The 15,590-nt window shown below is 63.5% G+C and carries 15 protein-coding genes; 7 read left to right on the top strand and 8 right to left on the bottom strand.

All coding sequences use genetic code 11. The annotated features are described in order from the left end of the window. Positions 1–39 precede the first annotated feature (39 nt). Together trkA and I6L48_RS04775 are read left to right on the top strand one after the other, a co-directional pair. Positions 40–1,416 (top strand): Trk system potassium transporter TrkA, encoded by a 1,377-nt coding sequence (gene trkA, locus I6L48_RS04780; RefSeq protein ID WP_010672504.1) that lies wholly within the window; start codon positions 40–42, stop codon positions 1,414–1,416. Positions 1,417–1,509: 93 nt separating this feature from the next. After that, on the top strand, positions 1,510–2,952 hold the full coding sequence (locus I6L48_RS04775; protein ID WP_010672503.1) for a TrkH family potassium uptake protein: 1,443 nt from the start codon (positions 1,510–1,512) through the stop codon (positions 2,950–2,952). 82 nt (positions 2,953–3,034) lie between these two features. Here I6L48_RS04775 and rmuC read toward each other — a convergent pair whose 3' ends face one another. Together rmuC and I6L48_RS04765 are read right to left on the bottom strand one after the other, a co-directional pair. Next, the gene (gene rmuC / locus I6L48_RS04770; protein WP_113069423.1) at positions 3,035–4,366 is read right to left on the bottom strand and encodes a DNA recombination protein RmuC; all 1,332 of its coding nucleotides are present in this window, start codon (positions 4,364–4,366) and stop codon (positions 3,035–3,037) included. Then, the gene (locus I6L48_RS04765) at positions 4,363–4,578 is read right to left on the bottom strand and encodes a hypothetical protein (protein WP_010672501.1); all 216 of its coding nucleotides are present in this window, start codon (positions 4,576–4,578) and stop codon (positions 4,363–4,365) included. The genes rmuC and I6L48_RS04765 overlap by 4 nt, the downstream gene beginning before the upstream one ends. A gap of 137 nt (positions 4,579–4,715) precedes the next feature. Between I6L48_RS04765 and I6L48_RS04760 the strand changes: the two genes are divergently transcribed. After that, positions 4,716–5,228 carry a ferredoxin-type protein NapF gene (locus I6L48_RS04760; RefSeq protein WP_010672500.1) on the top strand — a complete coding sequence of 171 codons (513 nt, stop codon included), beginning with the start codon at positions 4,716–4,718 and terminating at the stop codon, positions 5,226–5,228. A 52-nt stretch (positions 5,229–5,280) separates the two neighbouring features. On the opposite strand, the gene I6L48_RS04755 is transcribed toward I6L48_RS04760, so the two are convergent. From I6L48_RS04755 to I6L48_RS04730, 6 genes are all read right to left on the bottom strand, one after another. Beyond that, positions 5,281–5,733 (bottom strand): Rrf2 family transcriptional regulator, encoded by a 453-nt coding sequence (locus tag I6L48_RS04755; RefSeq protein WP_010672499.1) that lies wholly within the window; start codon positions 5,731–5,733, stop codon positions 5,281–5,283. A 275-nt stretch (positions 5,734–6,008) separates the two neighbouring features. Continuing rightward, the gene (locus I6L48_RS04750) at positions 6,009–6,848 is read right to left on the bottom strand and encodes a PfkB family carbohydrate kinase (protein ID WP_113069422.1); all 840 of its coding nucleotides are present in this window, start codon (positions 6,846–6,848) and stop codon (positions 6,009–6,011) included. Between the two features lie 60 nt (positions 6,849–6,908). After that, positions 6,909–7,880: a LysR substrate-binding domain-containing protein gene (locus I6L48_RS04745; protein ID WP_029313477.1), complete on the bottom strand. Its 972-nt coding sequence runs from the start codon at positions 7,878–7,880 to the stop codon at positions 6,909–6,911. Between the two features lie 153 nt (positions 7,881–8,033). Beyond that, positions 8,034–8,762: a glutamine amidotransferase gene (locus I6L48_RS04740; protein WP_010672496.1), complete on the bottom strand. Its 729-nt coding sequence runs from the start codon at positions 8,760–8,762 to the stop codon at positions 8,034–8,036. Positions 8,763–8,845: 83 nt separating this feature from the next. Continuing rightward, entirely contained in the window at positions 8,846–10,342 is a 1,497-nt protein-coding gene (locus tag I6L48_RS04735) for a CoA-acylating methylmalonate-semialdehyde dehydrogenase (protein ID WP_216987829.1), read from the bottom strand. Positions 10,343–10,440: 98 nt separating this feature from the next. Further along, positions 10,441–11,769 (bottom strand): aspartate aminotransferase family protein, encoded by a 1,329-nt coding sequence (locus I6L48_RS04730; protein ID WP_216987828.1) that lies wholly within the window; start codon positions 11,767–11,769, stop codon positions 10,441–10,443. A 171-nt stretch (positions 11,770–11,940) separates the two neighbouring features. On the opposite strand from I6L48_RS04730, the gene I6L48_RS04725 reads away from it, so the two are divergent. The 4 genes from I6L48_RS04725 to rarD all read left to right on the top strand — a co-directional run bounded on the left by I6L48_RS04725 (position 11,941) and on the right by rarD (position 15,548). Beyond that, positions 11,941–12,483 (top strand): cupin domain-containing protein, encoded by a 543-nt coding sequence (locus tag I6L48_RS04725; protein ID WP_010672493.1) that lies wholly within the window; start codon positions 11,941–11,943, stop codon positions 12,481–12,483. A 251-nt stretch (positions 12,484–12,734) separates the two neighbouring features. After that, on the top strand, positions 12,735–14,231 hold the full coding sequence (locus I6L48_RS04720) for an aldehyde dehydrogenase (protein ID WP_216987827.1): 1,497 nt from the start codon (positions 12,735–12,737) through the stop codon (positions 14,229–14,231). Positions 14,232–14,355: 124 nt separating this feature from the next. Then, positions 14,356–14,529, top strand: coding sequence for a hypothetical protein (locus tag I6L48_RS04715; RefSeq protein ID WP_010672491.1), 174 nt, complete (start codon positions 14,356–14,358; stop codon positions 14,527–14,529). Positions 14,530–14,651: 122 nt separating this feature from the next. Beyond that, on the top strand, positions 14,652–15,548 hold the full coding sequence (rarD, locus tag I6L48_RS04710; protein ID WP_010672490.1) for an EamA family transporter RarD: 897 nt from the start codon (positions 14,652–14,654) through the stop codon (positions 15,546–15,548). Positions 15,549–15,590 lie beyond the last annotated feature (42 nt).

Raw genomic sequence — 15,590 nt, 5'->3', positions numbered from 1 at the left:
GCCTCATTACGAAGCAACAACCTTGAGTAAGATGGCCTTATGAAAATCATCATTCTGGGCGCGGGTCAGGTGGGTGGCACCCTGGCCGAGAATCTCGCCGGCGAGAACAACGACATCACCATCGTCGACACCGACAGCGAGCGCCTGCGCGAACTGCAGGACAAATTCGACCTGCGGGTGGTGAACGGCCACGGCGCCCATCCCAGGGTGCTGCGCGAAGCCGGCGCCCAGGATGCCGACATGCTGGTCGCCGTCACCAACAGCGACGAGACCAACATGGTCGCCTGCCAGGTCGCCTACTCCCTGTTCAACACCCCGAACAAGGTGGCGCGCATTCGCTCCCCCGCCTATTTGGTGGAGCGGGATCGCCTGTTCCTGCCCGAATCCGTCCCCGTGGATCACCTGATCGCCCCCGAGCAGTTGGTGACCGACTATGTGCGTCGCCTGATCGAGTATCCGGGGGCGTTGCAGGTGGTGGATTTTGCCGACGGCAAGGTGGGCCTGGTGGCGGTCAAGGCCTATTACGGCGGCCCCCTGGTGGGCAATGCGCTCTCCACCCTGCGGGAACACATGCCCAACATCGAAACCCGGGTCGCCGCCATCTTCCGCCAGGGGCGCTCCATCCGCCCCCAGGGCACCACCATCATCGAAGCCGATGACGAGGTGTTCTTCGTAGCTGCGGCGGGCCATATCCGTGCCGTGATGTCGGAGCTGCAACGCCTCGAGAGCCCCTACCGGCGCATCATGATCGTCGGCGGCGGCAACATAGGCGCCGGCCTCGCCCGCCAGCTAGAGAAGCGCTACAGCGTCAAGCTCATCGAGCGCAACCAGAAGCGGGCGGAGCAGCTCTCCGAGCATCTGGAACACACCATCGTCTTCTGCGGCGATGCGGCGGATCAGGAGCTGCTGGCGGAGGAGCACATCGACCAGATCGACGTCTTCATCGCGGTGACCAACGAGGATGAGGCCAACATCATGTCGGCCCTGCTCGCCAAGAAGATGGGGGCCAAGAAGACCATGGTGCTGATCCAGCGCGGCGCCTACGTGGACCTGGTACAGGGCGGCTCCATCGACATCGCCATCTCCCCCCAGCAGGCCACCATCTCGGCCCTGCTGACCCATGTGCGCCGCGCCGACATCGCCAACGTCTACAGCCTGCGCCGCGGGGCGGCCGAAGCCATCGAGGCGATCGCCCACGGGGACGAGAACACCTCCAAGGTGGTGGGCAAGACGGTGGGCGAGCTGAAGCTGCCCCCGGGCACCACCATAGGCGCAGTGGTGCGCGGTGATGAGGTGCTGATCGCCCACGATCGTACCCAGATACAGCAGGATGACCACGTGGTGATGTTCCTGGTGGACAAGAAGTACATCCCGGAAGTGGAGCGTCTGTTCCAGCCCAGTCCCTTCTTCCTGTAAGCCGGCCATGTCTCTGGCAACGGTATCCGGACCCGGCCCCTTTTCTCAGGAAAGGTCCGGGTCTTTTTTCAATCAACGACCAGGTTATCTTGCATGATCAAGCTGCATCCCATCGTCTTCACGCTCGGGCTGGTACTCTCCAAGCTGGCGCTCTTCATGTGGCTGCCCACCCTGCTGGCCCTGCTGACCGGTTCGGAAGGTTTCGTCGAATTTCTCAAGTCGGTCTTGATCACCCATGGTGCCGCCCTGCTCTGCCTCCATTACGGTCGCAAGGCAGAGTTTCACCTCGGCGTGCGGGAGATGTTCCTGCTCACCACCTCGGTCTGGGTGGTCGCCTGCGTCTTCGGGGCCCTGCCCTTCGTCTTCATCACCCATATCGACTTTGCCGACGCCTACTTCGAGACCATGTCGGGGGTCACCACCACGGGATCCACCGTGCTGTCGGGGCTGGACGGCATGGCCCACAGCATCCTGCTGTGGCGATCCATCCTGCAGTGGCTGGGCGGGGTCGGCTTCATCGTGATGGCGGTGGCGGTGCTGCCCTACCTCAACGTCGGTGGCATGAAGCTGTTCCAGACCGAGAGCTCCGATTGGTCCGACAAGAGCGCCCCCCGCGCCAAAACGGTGGCCAACAACATAGTGCTGGTCTACCTGGTGCTCTCCATGCTCTGCTTCCTCGCCTACTGGGTAAGTGGCATGAACCTGTTCGAAGCGGTCAACCACGCCATGACGACCCTCAGCACCGGCGGCTACTCCACCTCGGACCAATCCATGTCCCACTTCTCCCACGCGGCGCACTGGATAGGCACCCTCTTCATGTTCCTCGGTGGCCTGCCCTTCCTGCTCTATGTGCAGGCTCTCTCCCGCCGTGACAACAGCCTGTTCAAGGATGCCCAGGTGCAGGGCTTCTTCTGGCTGATCGTCTGGGTGACACTGGTCGTCACCTTCTATCTCTGGGTGAGAGACATCTACGGCTTCATGGATGCCTTGCGCATCAGCAGCTTCAATATCGTCTCCGTGCTCACCACCACGGGTTTCGGACTCGGCGACTTCGGCACCTGGGGCCCGCTCACCACCATTATCTTCATCATCCTGCTGGCACTCGGCGCCTGCTCCGGCTCCACCTCGGGCGGGCTCAAGATCTTCCGGGTCCAGGTGGCCTTCGCCCTGTTCAAGAAACAGATGCGCCAGCTGATGCACCCCTCCGCCGTGTTTCCCCAGAAGTACAACGGCCGTCCGGTCAACGACGCCATCATCCGCTCCCTGATCTCCTTCGTGCTGGTCTACTTCGCCATCATCCTGCTCATCGCCGCCCTGCTCGCCGCCATCGGGCTGGACCCCCTGACCGCCATCTCGGGCTCCATCACCGCCGTGGCCAACGTGGGCCCGGGCATGGGGCCTGTCATCGGTCCCAGCACCAACTTCGCCAGCCTGCCGGATGCGGCCAAGTGGATACTGTCGTTTGGCATGCTGCTGGGACGCCTCGAGATCCTGACGGTGGCGGTGCTCTTCTTCCCCTCCTTCTGGAAGCAATAAGCAGCCGTCCAGGCTGTTGCATGAAACGAAAAGGGCAGCCAATGGCTGCCCTTTTCGTTGTCCCGGCGAATGACGATTCCCCTCAGTCCGCCGACTCCTCCCGCTCCAGCGCCCTGTCCACCAGCGCGTCCGGCAAGGGCTTGGTCACCTCGACCCCCAGCTCGCGAAAGCGCTCGGCCTGGGCGATCAGGTTGCCACGACCGTTGACCAGCCGGCCCATCGCCTTGTCGTAGCTCTCCTGCGCCTTGTGCAGGCTGCCCCCCATCTGCTGCATCTCCTCCACGAACAGCCGCAGCTTCTCGTAGAGGCGGCCGGCCCGCTCCGCTATCTGGCGCGAGTTCTGGTTCTGCCGCTCGTAGCGCCACAGGTTCTCTATGGTACGCAGCGCCACCATCAGGTTGGTGGGGCTCACCAGCAGGATGTTGTGTTCCAGCCCGTAGCGCACCAGGGAAGGGTCCGCTTCCAGGGCAGCGAGGAAGGCAGGCTCCACCGCCACGAACATCAGCACATAGTCCAGGGTGCGCACCCCGGGCAACTGCTGGTAATCCTTGCGGCCCAGCTCGCGGATATGGTTGCGCACCGAGGCGACGTGTTCCTTGAGCGCCACCGCCTTCTCCAGCTCATCAGCGGCGTTGTACCAGCGCTCATAGGCGGTCAGCGACACCTTGGCGTCGATGATGATGTCTTTGTCCTGGGGCAGGTGGACAATGACGTCGGGCTGGTAGCGCTTGCCCTTGTCCACCTCGATGTTGACCTGGGTGTGGTACTCGTGGCCTTCGCGCAGGCCGCACTCGGAGAGGATCCGCGCCAGCACCACCTCCCCCCAGTTGCCCTGCTGCTTGCTGTCGCCCTTGAGGGCCCGGGTCAGCGCCGCCGCCTCTTCGGTCATGCGGGCGTTGAGCTCGGCAAGGCGCTCCAGCTCGAACTTGAGGTTGTGGCGCTGGGCCGTCTCCTGGGCGTGGGTCTCTCCCACCTGGCGGCGAAAGCCCTCGAGCTGCTCCTTGAGTGGAGTCAGCAGGAGATCCATGCTGTTCTGATTCAGTTCGCGGAAGTTGCCGGCATTTTGTTCAAAAATACGATTGGCGAGGTTCTCGAACTGCTGGCTGAGGCGCTGCTCAGCCTCTTGCTGCAACTGCAACTTCTCGGCGCTGGCGATGCGCTCGCTGCGCAGGGTCGCCTCGGCTTCCTTGAGACGGGCGGTGAGCTTGAGCAGCAGGGTCTGCTGCTGATCCAGTTTCTGCTGAGCCAGCATCTTCTCGTCCTGCAGCGCGTCCCAGCGATCCTGCAACCCCTGATAACGCTCCTCCAGCAGCAGCGCCTCTTCACGGCCGCTGCGCCGCCCCCACCACCAGCCGAACAGCAGCGCCAGCCCGCCAGCCAGCATGGCAGGCCACCAGGTCAGCAGCGGGGTCATCGGCGCCCCCGCTGGCGCAGGAAGAGTTCGAGATAGCGGTTGAGCAGCAACCAGATCAGCACATAGAGCAGATAGGCCGCCAGCACCACCCACTTGTGGCTGTTGACCCCGGTATCCAGTTCACTGAACTCGATACCCTTGAGATGGCAGTAGGCCCACATCAGCAGGGGGAAGACATAGAGCAGAGAAGCACGCCACAGAAATAGCCACATGAGTTCATTCAATCCCGCAAAAAGACCCGCCTAGCTTACACAAGGGCAACCCGGCTTGCGATCCTGCCCGCCGCTATTCTCTGGCTTGCCGGCCCAAAACTGGATAAAATTAACCCCTAATAGGTATAGGGGTGGGCATGACGCATTTTTTCTGTCGCTGGCTGGCACACGCATGGGGGAGCCCCCGCAGACCCGAGGTGGTCTGCCATGAGGCACGCCCGCCCTGGGCCATCGACGAGTCCCAGTTCCTCACCCTCTGCACCCGTTGTGGCGACTGCTTCAAGGCGTGTCCCAACGGCCTCATCAAGCCCGCCGATCGCCCCGAATATGACGGCAGCCCCATCGCCGGTACCCCAGTGCTGGATCTCGCCTGTGGCCAGTGCAGCTATTGCGGCAGCTGCGCCAGAGCCTGCCCCACGGGCGCACTGGATCTCTGCCTCGGCCGTCAGGTGCAGACCCGGGTCAGGATAGAGGCGAGCTGCCAGGCACGTCAGGGCTACTACTGCCTGCTGTGCGAAGATGCCTGCCCCCAGCAGGCGATCAAGGTCGGCAGCGAGGGAGTGACCGTCAACATGGCCGCCTGCGATGGCTGCGGCGCTTGCGGCCTCGCCTGCCTGCACGGAGCCATCACCCTTGTGCCCCAGCTCTGACCGCCAGCAATGACAGAGGGGCCCGTAGGCCCCTCTGTCATTCACCGTGGCATCATGCCATGGTCAGAATATTATCCTGCTCTATACCGAGAAGGTGGCACAGACGAGTGGGATCTCGCACCGCATCCGCCAAAGTGTACTCCCCCAGCACCTCCAGGAAGGCGTGCATGGCGCGGCGTAGAATGCCCTGGATGCGGCAGCCCCCGGAGAGACGGCAGTTTTCGCGCTTGCAGTCCACCGGGCAGAGCACGTGCTCCATGTCCATCACCACATCGCGCAGGTTGATGGAGACGGCGGCACGGCCGAGGCGGATGCCCCCATGCTTGCCACGCACCGTCTCGATGTATCCCTTGATGCCGAGCTGATGCACTATCTTGACCACGTGATTGCGGGAGATGGCGAAGGTGTCGGCCACTTCCGTGATGGTCGACAGGCGATCACCGGGCTGGATGGCCAGGAAGGTCAGGGTACGCAGGGCGTAGTCGGTAAATCGTGTCAGTTGCATGGTCGCACTTGCCTCTTACTACAAGCCAGAAATCAGGACGACAGCCGGTGGCCAAAGAGGGGGTCTGCACATGCGTGTGCACGGGATGGGCTTCTTCGACCGAGTCGTGAAGTCACAAGGGTAAGAGCAGCCCGGGCGGGTGTCGACGAAGATGTACATAAATCGACACTTTCTTTGATTGATCGCAAACTTGCCGCCTCGGCGAGGGGTTTTGGCGGTTTCCGTCGACAAATCCCCACCTCCTCTGCCATCGCCGGAGCCGATGTCCGGCGAGTTCAGTGGGGCTGTTTCAGCCAGTTGCGCAGCGCCTGGGAGGGGATGGAGCTCTCGGAGGCCACCGCGAAGGCGCCCCAGTCCACGGCGCACTGCAGGGCATCGGCCATGGCCATGCCCCGCGCAAGACCGTGGATGAGGCCGCCCGCGAAGGCATCCCCCGCCCCCGTGGTATCCACCACGGAGACCGGTCGCGCCGCCACCCTGACCTGCTCCTCCCCGTGAATGGCCACGGCTCCCGCCTTGCCCTCGGTCAGCACCAGCCATTCGAGCTGATCCCCCGCGAGCTGGCGGGCATGCTGCCAGGGGTCGCTCACCTCGCCGAGATCGGAGCGGGAGGCCACCAGCACGTGGCAAGGGCGGCTGGCCTGCCCCCCCTTGGGATACTGGGCCACCACGAAACTCTTGGCGAGCATCTGGCGCATGTAGCCCACGATGGCGGTGCCCGGATAGTTCACATAGAGGCAGTCCACCCCTTCGGTCGGCAGATCCCCCGGCAGATCCGGACGACGTGGGCGCCTGAGAATGGTGCGCTCACCGGTGGCGTCCACCAGCACCAGCAGCTCGCCGGTCTCGCCGCCAAAGCGTTCCACATGGCTGCAATCCAGGCCGTATGAGGCCGCCTGCTCCAGCAGCCAGTCACCTGTGTCGTCCAGCCCGACCCGGGAGGCGATGATCACCTCGTGCCCCGCCCACACCAGTCCGATGCCGGTATTGGCGGCGCCGCCGCCGAGCCTGCGCCCCTGATCCACGTATTGCAGCCGCGCCCCCGCCACCAGGGGTTCGGCCAGGGAGAGCACATGATCACAGTTGAGATTGGCGAGCAGCAGGATGCGGGACATGGAAACCTCGGCGGGAGGAGGCCGGCCCCCCGGGGTGCCGGCACAGAAACGGAAGCGGGATCAGTAGACGGGCAGCTCCACCCCTGACAGCAGCTCGTCGATGCGCGCCTGGGTCGGCTGCTGCATCACGTTCTGGATCATCTCCTTGGTGAGATGGGGGGAGAAGGAGCTGATGAAGTCATACATGTAGTTCTGCAAGAGGATGCTCTTGCTGAAGCAGATCTGGGCCGGGCAGGGCTCGAACAGGTGCTCCAGATTGATGGCCACGAGGCCGGGGGCATCGCTATCGTTGGCTACCAGGGAGGAGATGATGCCGATGCCAAAGCCCAGTTCCACGTAGCGCTTGATGACGCCGGCATCCATCACCGTCATGTAGTAGTTGGGGGTGAGGCCGGCCGCCTGGAACACCTTGTCCTGCACCTGACGCCCGGTGGCGCCGCTCTCGTAGCTCAGGATGGGATACTGGCAGAGCTGCTCCAGGGTCGGCTTCTTCACCTTGGCCAGGGGGTGCTCCTGGGGCACCACCAGGGAGAGGGTCCAGAGGTAGGCGGGCAGCGCGATCAGCTCCTTGTCGAAGCCTATCTCGTGGGCCACGATGGAAAAATCCGAGTATCCCTTGCTGATCTGCTCCTTGGTGGCGGACATCACAGGATGCAGGTGGAACGAGATCTTGGGGTACTTTTTGGTGAAGTAGGTGACGCTTTTCGGCAGCAGGTAGCGGGCGATGGTGTGGGTGGTGTGGATGTTGAGGGTGCCCACGGTCGGATCCAGGTACTCCCGGGAGATGGCCTTGATCTTGCTCTCGATATTGAGCATGGCCTCGGCACACTTGATGATCTCCTCCCCCACCGGGGTGATCCGGTGCAGGTGCTTGCCGCGGCGCTCGAAGATGCGCACCCCCAGCTCGCTCTCCAGCAAGCCGATCTGCTTGCTCACCCCAGGCTGGCTGGTATAGAGCGCATCGGAGGCAACGGAGACGTTGAGATTGTGGTCCCGCACCGCGATCAGATACTTCAACTGCTGTAGTTTCAAGGTTGCCCCCTCACAGACTGACGCGGCGCTCGTCGATGGACCAGGCCGCCAAAAATGGCGGCCAGTGTATCATCCGGACTGGGCATATCGCCGCTTGATCCTTCATTTTGCTACAAAATCTAGCATCAGCGCGGTGGATATGACAAACAGGGTTCAGCGCGCGTCAGCCCCGATCGGCAGGATGCCGAGGAACTGCAGCAGCCACTGCATCATGGTGGCGGAATCCACCTCCCCTTCCAGGGAAGAGAGACTGCTCTGGTAATGTGCATCGGGCAGCCTGTCCCGTCGCCGCTCGATCAGGGCCCGGTTGTACGCCACCGAGAATTCCGGGTGCCCCTGGATGGCGACGATGTGATCCCCCTGCAGGAACATGAAGTTGGGGCAGAAGTCGTTGCCCGCGAGCAGGGTCGCCCCCGGCGGAAGCTGCTCCACCTGATCCTGGTGGCTTGCCAGGATGCGGATGGTGTCCAGCCCCGGCGCCATCCAGGGTTTTGTCGTCTGCATGGCATGGACCGACACCCCCAGCCCCCACCCCTTGGTGGACTTCATCACCTCCCCTCCCAGCGCCTGGGCGATCACCTGATGGCCGAAGCAGACCCCGGCCAGCTTGACGTTGGCATCGTGGGCCCGGCGGATCCAGTCGCGCAGCGCCAGGATCCATGGGATGTCACTGTAGGCATCGTGACGCGAGCCGGTGATGAGCCAGGCATCGCATTCGGTCAGATCCGGGGGCAGATCGCCGTCGAGGGCGGACCAGACCCGAAATTCCAGCTCGGGGGCCAACGCCCGGAAACCCTTGATAAACATCTCGGAGTAAACGGGACCAAAATCCCCCACCAAATCGGGGTCCAGCCGGTCACAATCGAGAATACCCAGTCGCATCTGTTACTCCTTGACAGAAGCGCCCCCGCAGACCGGCGGCCTGCGGGGGCAAGAGATTAAAGCCATGGCAGCGAGCCGGTGGCTCACTTCATGGTCGGCATGGAGAACTCGGCGCCGGCGCGCAGGCTCTGGGGCCAGCGGGCGGTCACCGTCTTCATCCGGGTGTAGAAGCGCACCCCATCCGGCCCGTGCATGTTGAGCGGCCCGAAGATGGACCGTTTCCAGCCACCGAAGCTGTGAAACGCCATGGGCACCGGAATGGGAACGTTCACCCCTACCATACCGACCTGAACCCGCGTGGTGAAGTCCCTTGCGGTATCTCCGTCACCGGTGAAGATGGCGGTGCCGTTGCCGTACTCGTGTTCGTTGATGAGGCGCAGGGCCGTCTCGTAGTCCGGGGCCCGCACGATGGCGAGCACGGGGCCGAAGATCTCCTCCCGGTAGATGCGCATCTCGGGGCCGACCCGATCGAACAGGCTGCCCCCGATGAAGTAGCCCTCGCCATGGCTCAGGCCCCGACCATCCACCACCAGCTCGGCCCCCTCGGCCACCCCCTGATCCACGTAGCCGCGCACCTTGGCCAGGTGTTCCTGGCTGATGAGGGGTCCCATCTCGTTCTCCGGACTCTGACCGAGACCGGGGCCCACCCGCAGGGCCGCCACCAGGGGCGAGAGCTTCGCCACCAGGGCATCGGCGGTCTCGTCACCCACCACCACGGCCACCGAGATCGCCATGCAACGCTCGCCCGCCGCGCCATAGGCGGCCCCCATCAGGGCGGAAACCGCCTGATCCAGATTGGCATCCGGCATGACCACCATGTGGTTCTTGGCGCCGCCCAAGGCCTGCACACGCTTGCCGTGGGCCGAGGCGGTGGCATAGATGTACTGGGCGATGGGGGTGGAGCCGACAAACGACACGGCACCGACCCTCGGGTCGGTCAGCAGCACATCCACCACCTCCTTGTCGCCGTTGACCACGTTGAGCACCCCGTCCGGCAGGCCCGCCTGCTTGAGCAGTTCGGCCATGCGCAGGGAGAGGGACGGATCCTTCTCCGAGGGCTTGAGGATGAAGGTGTTGCCGCAGGCCAGGGCCACCGGGAACATCCAGAGCGGCACCATGGCAGGGAAGTTGAACGGGGTGATGCCGGCGCAGACCCCCACCGGCTGCATCATGGAGTGACTGTCCACCCCGCGGCCCACGTTGAGAGAGTGCTCCCCCTTGAGCAGGTGGGGAATGCCGCAAGCAAACTCCACCACCTCCAGCCCCCGGGTCAGCTCCCCCTGGGCGTCGGAGAAGACCTTGCCGTGCTCGCGGCTGATGAGCTGGGCCAGCTCGTCCCTGTGCTGCTCCATCAGCTCCTTGAAGCGAAACAGCACCCGGGCCCGCACCAGCGGCGGGGTCTGGGACCACTCCCCAAAGGCGCGCTCGGCGCAGGCAATCGCCTCGGCACACTCGTCGGCCGTGCTGAGAACGACGGAGCCCTGCTGCTGGCCGGTGGCCGGATTGAAGATGGCACCGAAACGCACGCTGCGACTCTCGGTCGTCTCGCCGTCGATGAAGTTGTCGATCCTGTAACTCATAAATCCTCCGTGATGGGTCATCCGTCCTCCCCTCGCCGCGCCGGGGCAGCACAGGGGGATGACGCCCGGGACGAGCGCCATCCTGTGTGATGTGGGGGTCAGTCCTGGGCCTGCAGGGCGTCCTGCAGCAGGGTGAAGAGATCGTCGATCTGGCTGCGCTCGATGATGAGGGGCGGCGACAGGGCGATGATGTCGCCGGTCACCCGGATAAGCGCCCCCTTCTCGAAACAGCGCACGAACACCTCGTAGGCCCGCTTGCCCGGTGCATCGGGCATGGATTCGAGCTCGATGCCCGCCACCAGGCCGTAGTTGCGCACATCCTTCACGTGCTTGCAGCCCTTGAGAGAATGGGCCGCCTCCTCCCAGTAGCCTGCCAGATCGGCGGCGCGGCTGAGCAGGTTCTCGTTACGGTAGATCTCGAGGGTGGCCAGACCCGCCGCCGCGGCCACCGGGTGGCCGGAGTAGGTGTAGCCGTGAAACAGCTCGATGGCCCCCTTGCCCGCCGCCATCATGTCGTCATAGATGTGGTTCTGTACCAGCACGGCCCCCATGGGGATGGCGCCGTTGGTGAGCCCCTTGGCACAAGTGATCATATCGGGGATGACGTCGAACTCCTGGGCGGCGAAGGGGGAGCCGAGGCGGCCGAAACCGGTGATCACCTCGTCAAAAATCAGCAGGATGCCGTGTTTGGTACAGATCTCCCGCAGCCGCTTGAGATAGCCCTTGGGGGGCATGATGACCCCGGTGCTGCCGGCGATGGGCTCGACGATGACCGCCGCGATGTTGCTGGCGTCGTGCAGGAAGACAATCTTCTCCAGTTCATCGGCCAGGGCGAGGTCTTCTGCTGGCAACCCCTTGGTGAACGCATTTTTCCCTATATTGAGGGTGTGGGGCAGATGATCCACCCCGGTCAGCAGGGAGCCGAACCACTTGCGGTTGCCGGGAATGCCCCCCACCGAGATGCCGCCAAAACCCACCCCGTGGTAGCCGCGCTCGCGGCCGATGAGCCGGGTACGGGTCCCCTGGCCGCGAGCCCGCTGCCAGGCCAGCGCAATCTTGAGCGCGGTGTCCACGGACTCCGATCCGGAGTTGGTATAGAAGACGTGACCGAATCCCTTGGGGGCGATCTCCACCAGCCGGTTGGCCAGCTCGAACGGCAGGGGGTGGCCCATCTGGAAGGTGGGGGCAAAATCGAGGTGGGAGATCTGCTGGGAGACCGCCTCGGCGATCTCGCGCCGACCATGGCCTGCGTTGCAACACCAGAGTCCGGCAGTGCCATCCAGTATCTTGCGGCCATCCTCTGAGTGATAATACATCCCCTCTGCCGACTTCAGGATGCGCGGCGCCGCCTTGAACTGCTGGTTGGCGGTGAACGGCATCCAGAATGCGGACATGTCGGGGGTATTGATGTCGCTGACAGGTTTCATGGTCACCTCATCCTTAAGGCGTTTAGTAACACCCGGCTCATGCCTATTAAATTAAACACCTGAATCCATAAAAAAGGGCTTTTATCGCCCGGCTTGGTGTCACCCCTCAGGGGTGGTATAAGATATTTAACACAATTTTAATAATAGTAAACAGTCAAGGAGTGTCTATCGATGGATATCGGTCACCGCCTCAAGGCGGTTCGCACCAAGGCGGCCCTCTCCCAGCGCGAGCTGGCAAAACGCTCCGGTGTGACCAACGGCTTTATCTCCCAGATCGAGAAAAATCAGGTGAGCCCCTCGGTGGCCTCCCTGCGCAAGGTGCTGGAAGGCATCCCCATGTCATTGGCCAGCTTCTTCACCGACGAGACGGAGATGGATTCCGAGGTGATCTTCCGTGCGGACGACATGCCGGATCTCGGCACCCACCCCATCAGCTACCGTCTGGTGGGTCACAGCCGCGCCAACCGCGCCATCGGCATGATGCAGGAGATACTGCCCCCGGGCGCCGACACCGGTGACGACATGCTGAGTCACGAAGGGGAAGAGTGCGGCATCGTCATCCGGGGTCAGGTAGAAGTCACCGTGGGCGAGCAGGTTCACCTGCTGGCACCGGGGGATGGCTATTACTTCGACAGCCGCACCCCCCACCGTTTTCGCAACGTGGGGGATCAGGAGTGCGTGCTGATCTCGGCCAACACGCCCGCCAGCTTTTGACGGGCCTTCTCTCGGAACAGCCCGCCGGGATCCACCCCTGCCCGACCCGGGGATCAGGCCCGCGACACGGGCTCCCGCCCCGCCGCGCGACCCCCGACACCACAGGCCAGGGCGCCCGGTTTGCCCCGCCGTTGGCCCGGGTTGTTCGGGGTCAGTGTTTAATGAATTGTTACAAGATGGATTTACAAGCGGCAGGATGTTTAGCATATTGATACGCGGAGACTGACTTTCTGCCGGTTCAAGGAGTGAACATGAGTGACCTGACCCTGGCCCAGTGGCAACACAAGGCCGCCCATCTGACCCTGCCCTCGCAAGCCTTTATCGACGGCACCTACCGGGATGCCGTCAACGGCGCCACCTTCGATTGCATCAATCCGGCCAACGGCCAACTGCTGACCAGGGTCGCCTCCTGCGACGCCGCCGATGCCGAGCTGGCGGTCAAGGCGGCCCGTGCCGCCTTCGACGACAAGCGCTGGTGCGGCCTCTCCCCCAAGCAGCGCAAGCTCATCATGCAGCGCTTCGCCGAGCTGATGCGCCTGAACCTGGTGGAGCTGGCACTGCTGGAGTCGCTGGATATGGGCAAGCCCATCGGCGACGCCATGGGGTATGACGCCCCCGCCGCCGCGAACTGCATCGCCTGGAACGCCGAGGCGATAGACAAGATCTACGATCAGGTCGCCCCGGTGGAAGAGTCCGCCCTGGCCCTGGTGACCCGTGAGCCCCTCGGTGTCGTGGCTGCCATCGTGCCCTGGAACTTCCCCCTGGTGATGGCATGCTGGAAGCTGGGGCCGGCGCTCGCCACCGGCAACTCGGTGATCCTCAAACCCTCCGAGAAATCCCCCCTCACCGCCCTGCGCATCGCGGGTCTGGCGAAGGAGGCGGGCATCCCCGACGGTGTCTTCAACGTGCTGCCGGGCTTTGGTCACACCGTGGGCGAGGCGCTGGCCATGCACATGGACGTCGACTGCATCACCTTCACCGGCTCCACCAAGATCGGCAAGCATCTGGTGCAGTGCTCCGGCAAGTCCAACCTCAAGCGCGCCTTCATGGAGTGCGGCGGCAAGAGCCCCAACATCGTGCTGGCGGATGCACCGGATCTGGACGCCGCCGCCAGAAGCGCCGTCGGCGCCATCTTCTACAACCAGGGGGAAGTGTGCACCGCCGCCTCCCGCCTGCTGGTGCAAAACAGCATCAAGCCCCAGTTCATGGAGCGGCTGCTGGCCCACGCCCGGGAGTGGATCTCGGCCAACCCGCTCGACCCCACCACCCGCATCGGCGCCATGGTGGACCACATCCAGATGGAGCAGGTGCTCAACTACATCGCCATCGGCCAGCAGGAGGGCGCCAAGCTGCTGCTGGGGGGCAAGCGCACCCAGTCCGAGGAGGGCGGCTACTACATCGAACCCACCATCTTTGACGACGTGACCCCGACGATGCGCATCTTCCGCGAGGAGATCTTCGGCCCCGTGCTGGCGGTGACCGGCTTCGACACCCTGGAAGAGGCCATCGCCCTTGGCAACGACACCGACTACGGCCTGGCCGCGGCGATCTGGACGGCGGATCTCAACAAGGCGGTGAAGGGCTCCCGCGCCCTGCGCGCCGGCACCGTCTTCGTCAACAACTGGGATGGCGGCGACATGACCATGCCGTTTGGCGGCTTCAAGCAGTCCGGCAACGGGCGCGACAAGTCCCTGCACGCCCTGGAGAAGTACACCGAGCTGAAAAGCACCTGGATCCAGCTCGAATAACGTCATAAATGACGCTTATCAACAAAACAGGGGGAGAAATCCCCCTTTCTCATTTTTACTCTTTTATCCCCTCGCTCAATCGATATAATCGTCAAATAGCAAGCCATTAAATTTAAAGATAAAAATGCTGTTTTTTCTGGGAAGTGTACTGTTTCTGGTGGTGGGACTGCCGCTGTTGTTCTTCGTGCTGGGTCAGGGGGAAGCCTATGTCACCTGGGGCCCTTGGATCTCCGCCATCGCCCTCATGCTGTGGCTGCTGATGGACGTGGAGAAGATCCGCCGCGGGGGCGGTCGCTGAAGTCGCTCCTGCTGTTAAAATCCCGTCAGACCCATTTATTGTCTTCTTTCCCTGCAAAAGGATCGCTACACTGACTTTTTGCGATGTTTCCCGACATCCGCACTCCAGTGAAGGTTATCCGCATGCAACAACAGATCCAGCGCCAGGGCGTCCTCTATGCCCTCGGCGCCTACACCCTTTGGGGCCTGGCACCCATCTACTTCAAGTCCCTCTCCGCCGTGCCGGCCGCCGAGATCCTGACCCACCGCATGATCTGGTCCTGCGCCCTGCTGATGGTGCTGGTGCTGCTCGGACGCCAGTGGCACAAGGTGCAGGCGGTGCTGCGCCAGCCCAAGGTGCTGCTCACTCTGGCCTTCACCTCCGTCACCGTCGGCGGCAACTGGCTGCTGTTCATCTGGGCCATCAACAACGGCCACATGCTGGATGCGAGCCTGGGCTACTACATCAACCCCCTGTTCAACGTGCTGCTCGGCATGGTGTTTCTGAGCGAGAAGCTGCGCCGCCTGCAGTGGTGGGCGGTAGGGCTCGCCTTTGTCGGTGTCGCCGTCCAGCTCATCGCCTTCGGCTCCCTGCCCTGGATAGCCCTGGTGCTGGCCTCGAGCTTCGCCATCTACGGCCTCATTCGCAAGAAACTGGCCCTGGACGCCCTCACCGGCCTGCTCATCGAGACCCTGATCATGCTGCCGCCGGCCGCCTTCTATCTGTGGGGCATCGCCGACAGCCCCACCAGCCACCTCACCCAGAATGACTGGCACCTGAACCTGCTGCTCATCGCCGCGGGCGCCGTCACCACGGCCCCCCTGCTCTGCTTCACCGCAGCGGCCACCCGGCTCAAGCTCTCCACCCTGGGCTTCTTCCAGTACATAGGCCCCAGCCTGATGTTCATCCTGGCGGTGACCCTGTATGGCGAGGCGCTGGCGCTGGACAAGATGATCACCTTTGGCTGCATCTGGAGCGCCCTGGTGCTGTTCAGCCTGGATGGCCTGCGCAGCGGCAAGCGGCGCCAGGAGGCCGGCTGAGGCGCCGGCGCAATAATCTACAAGCCAAGGGGCCGCTTTCGG

Source organism: Aeromonas sp. FDAARGOS 1418, from assembly GCF_019048585.1.
GTDB lineage: Bacteria > Pseudomonadota > Gammaproteobacteria > Enterobacterales > Aeromonadaceae > Aeromonas > Aeromonas caviae.
This window is presented reverse-complemented; position numbering and strand designations above follow the sequence as displayed.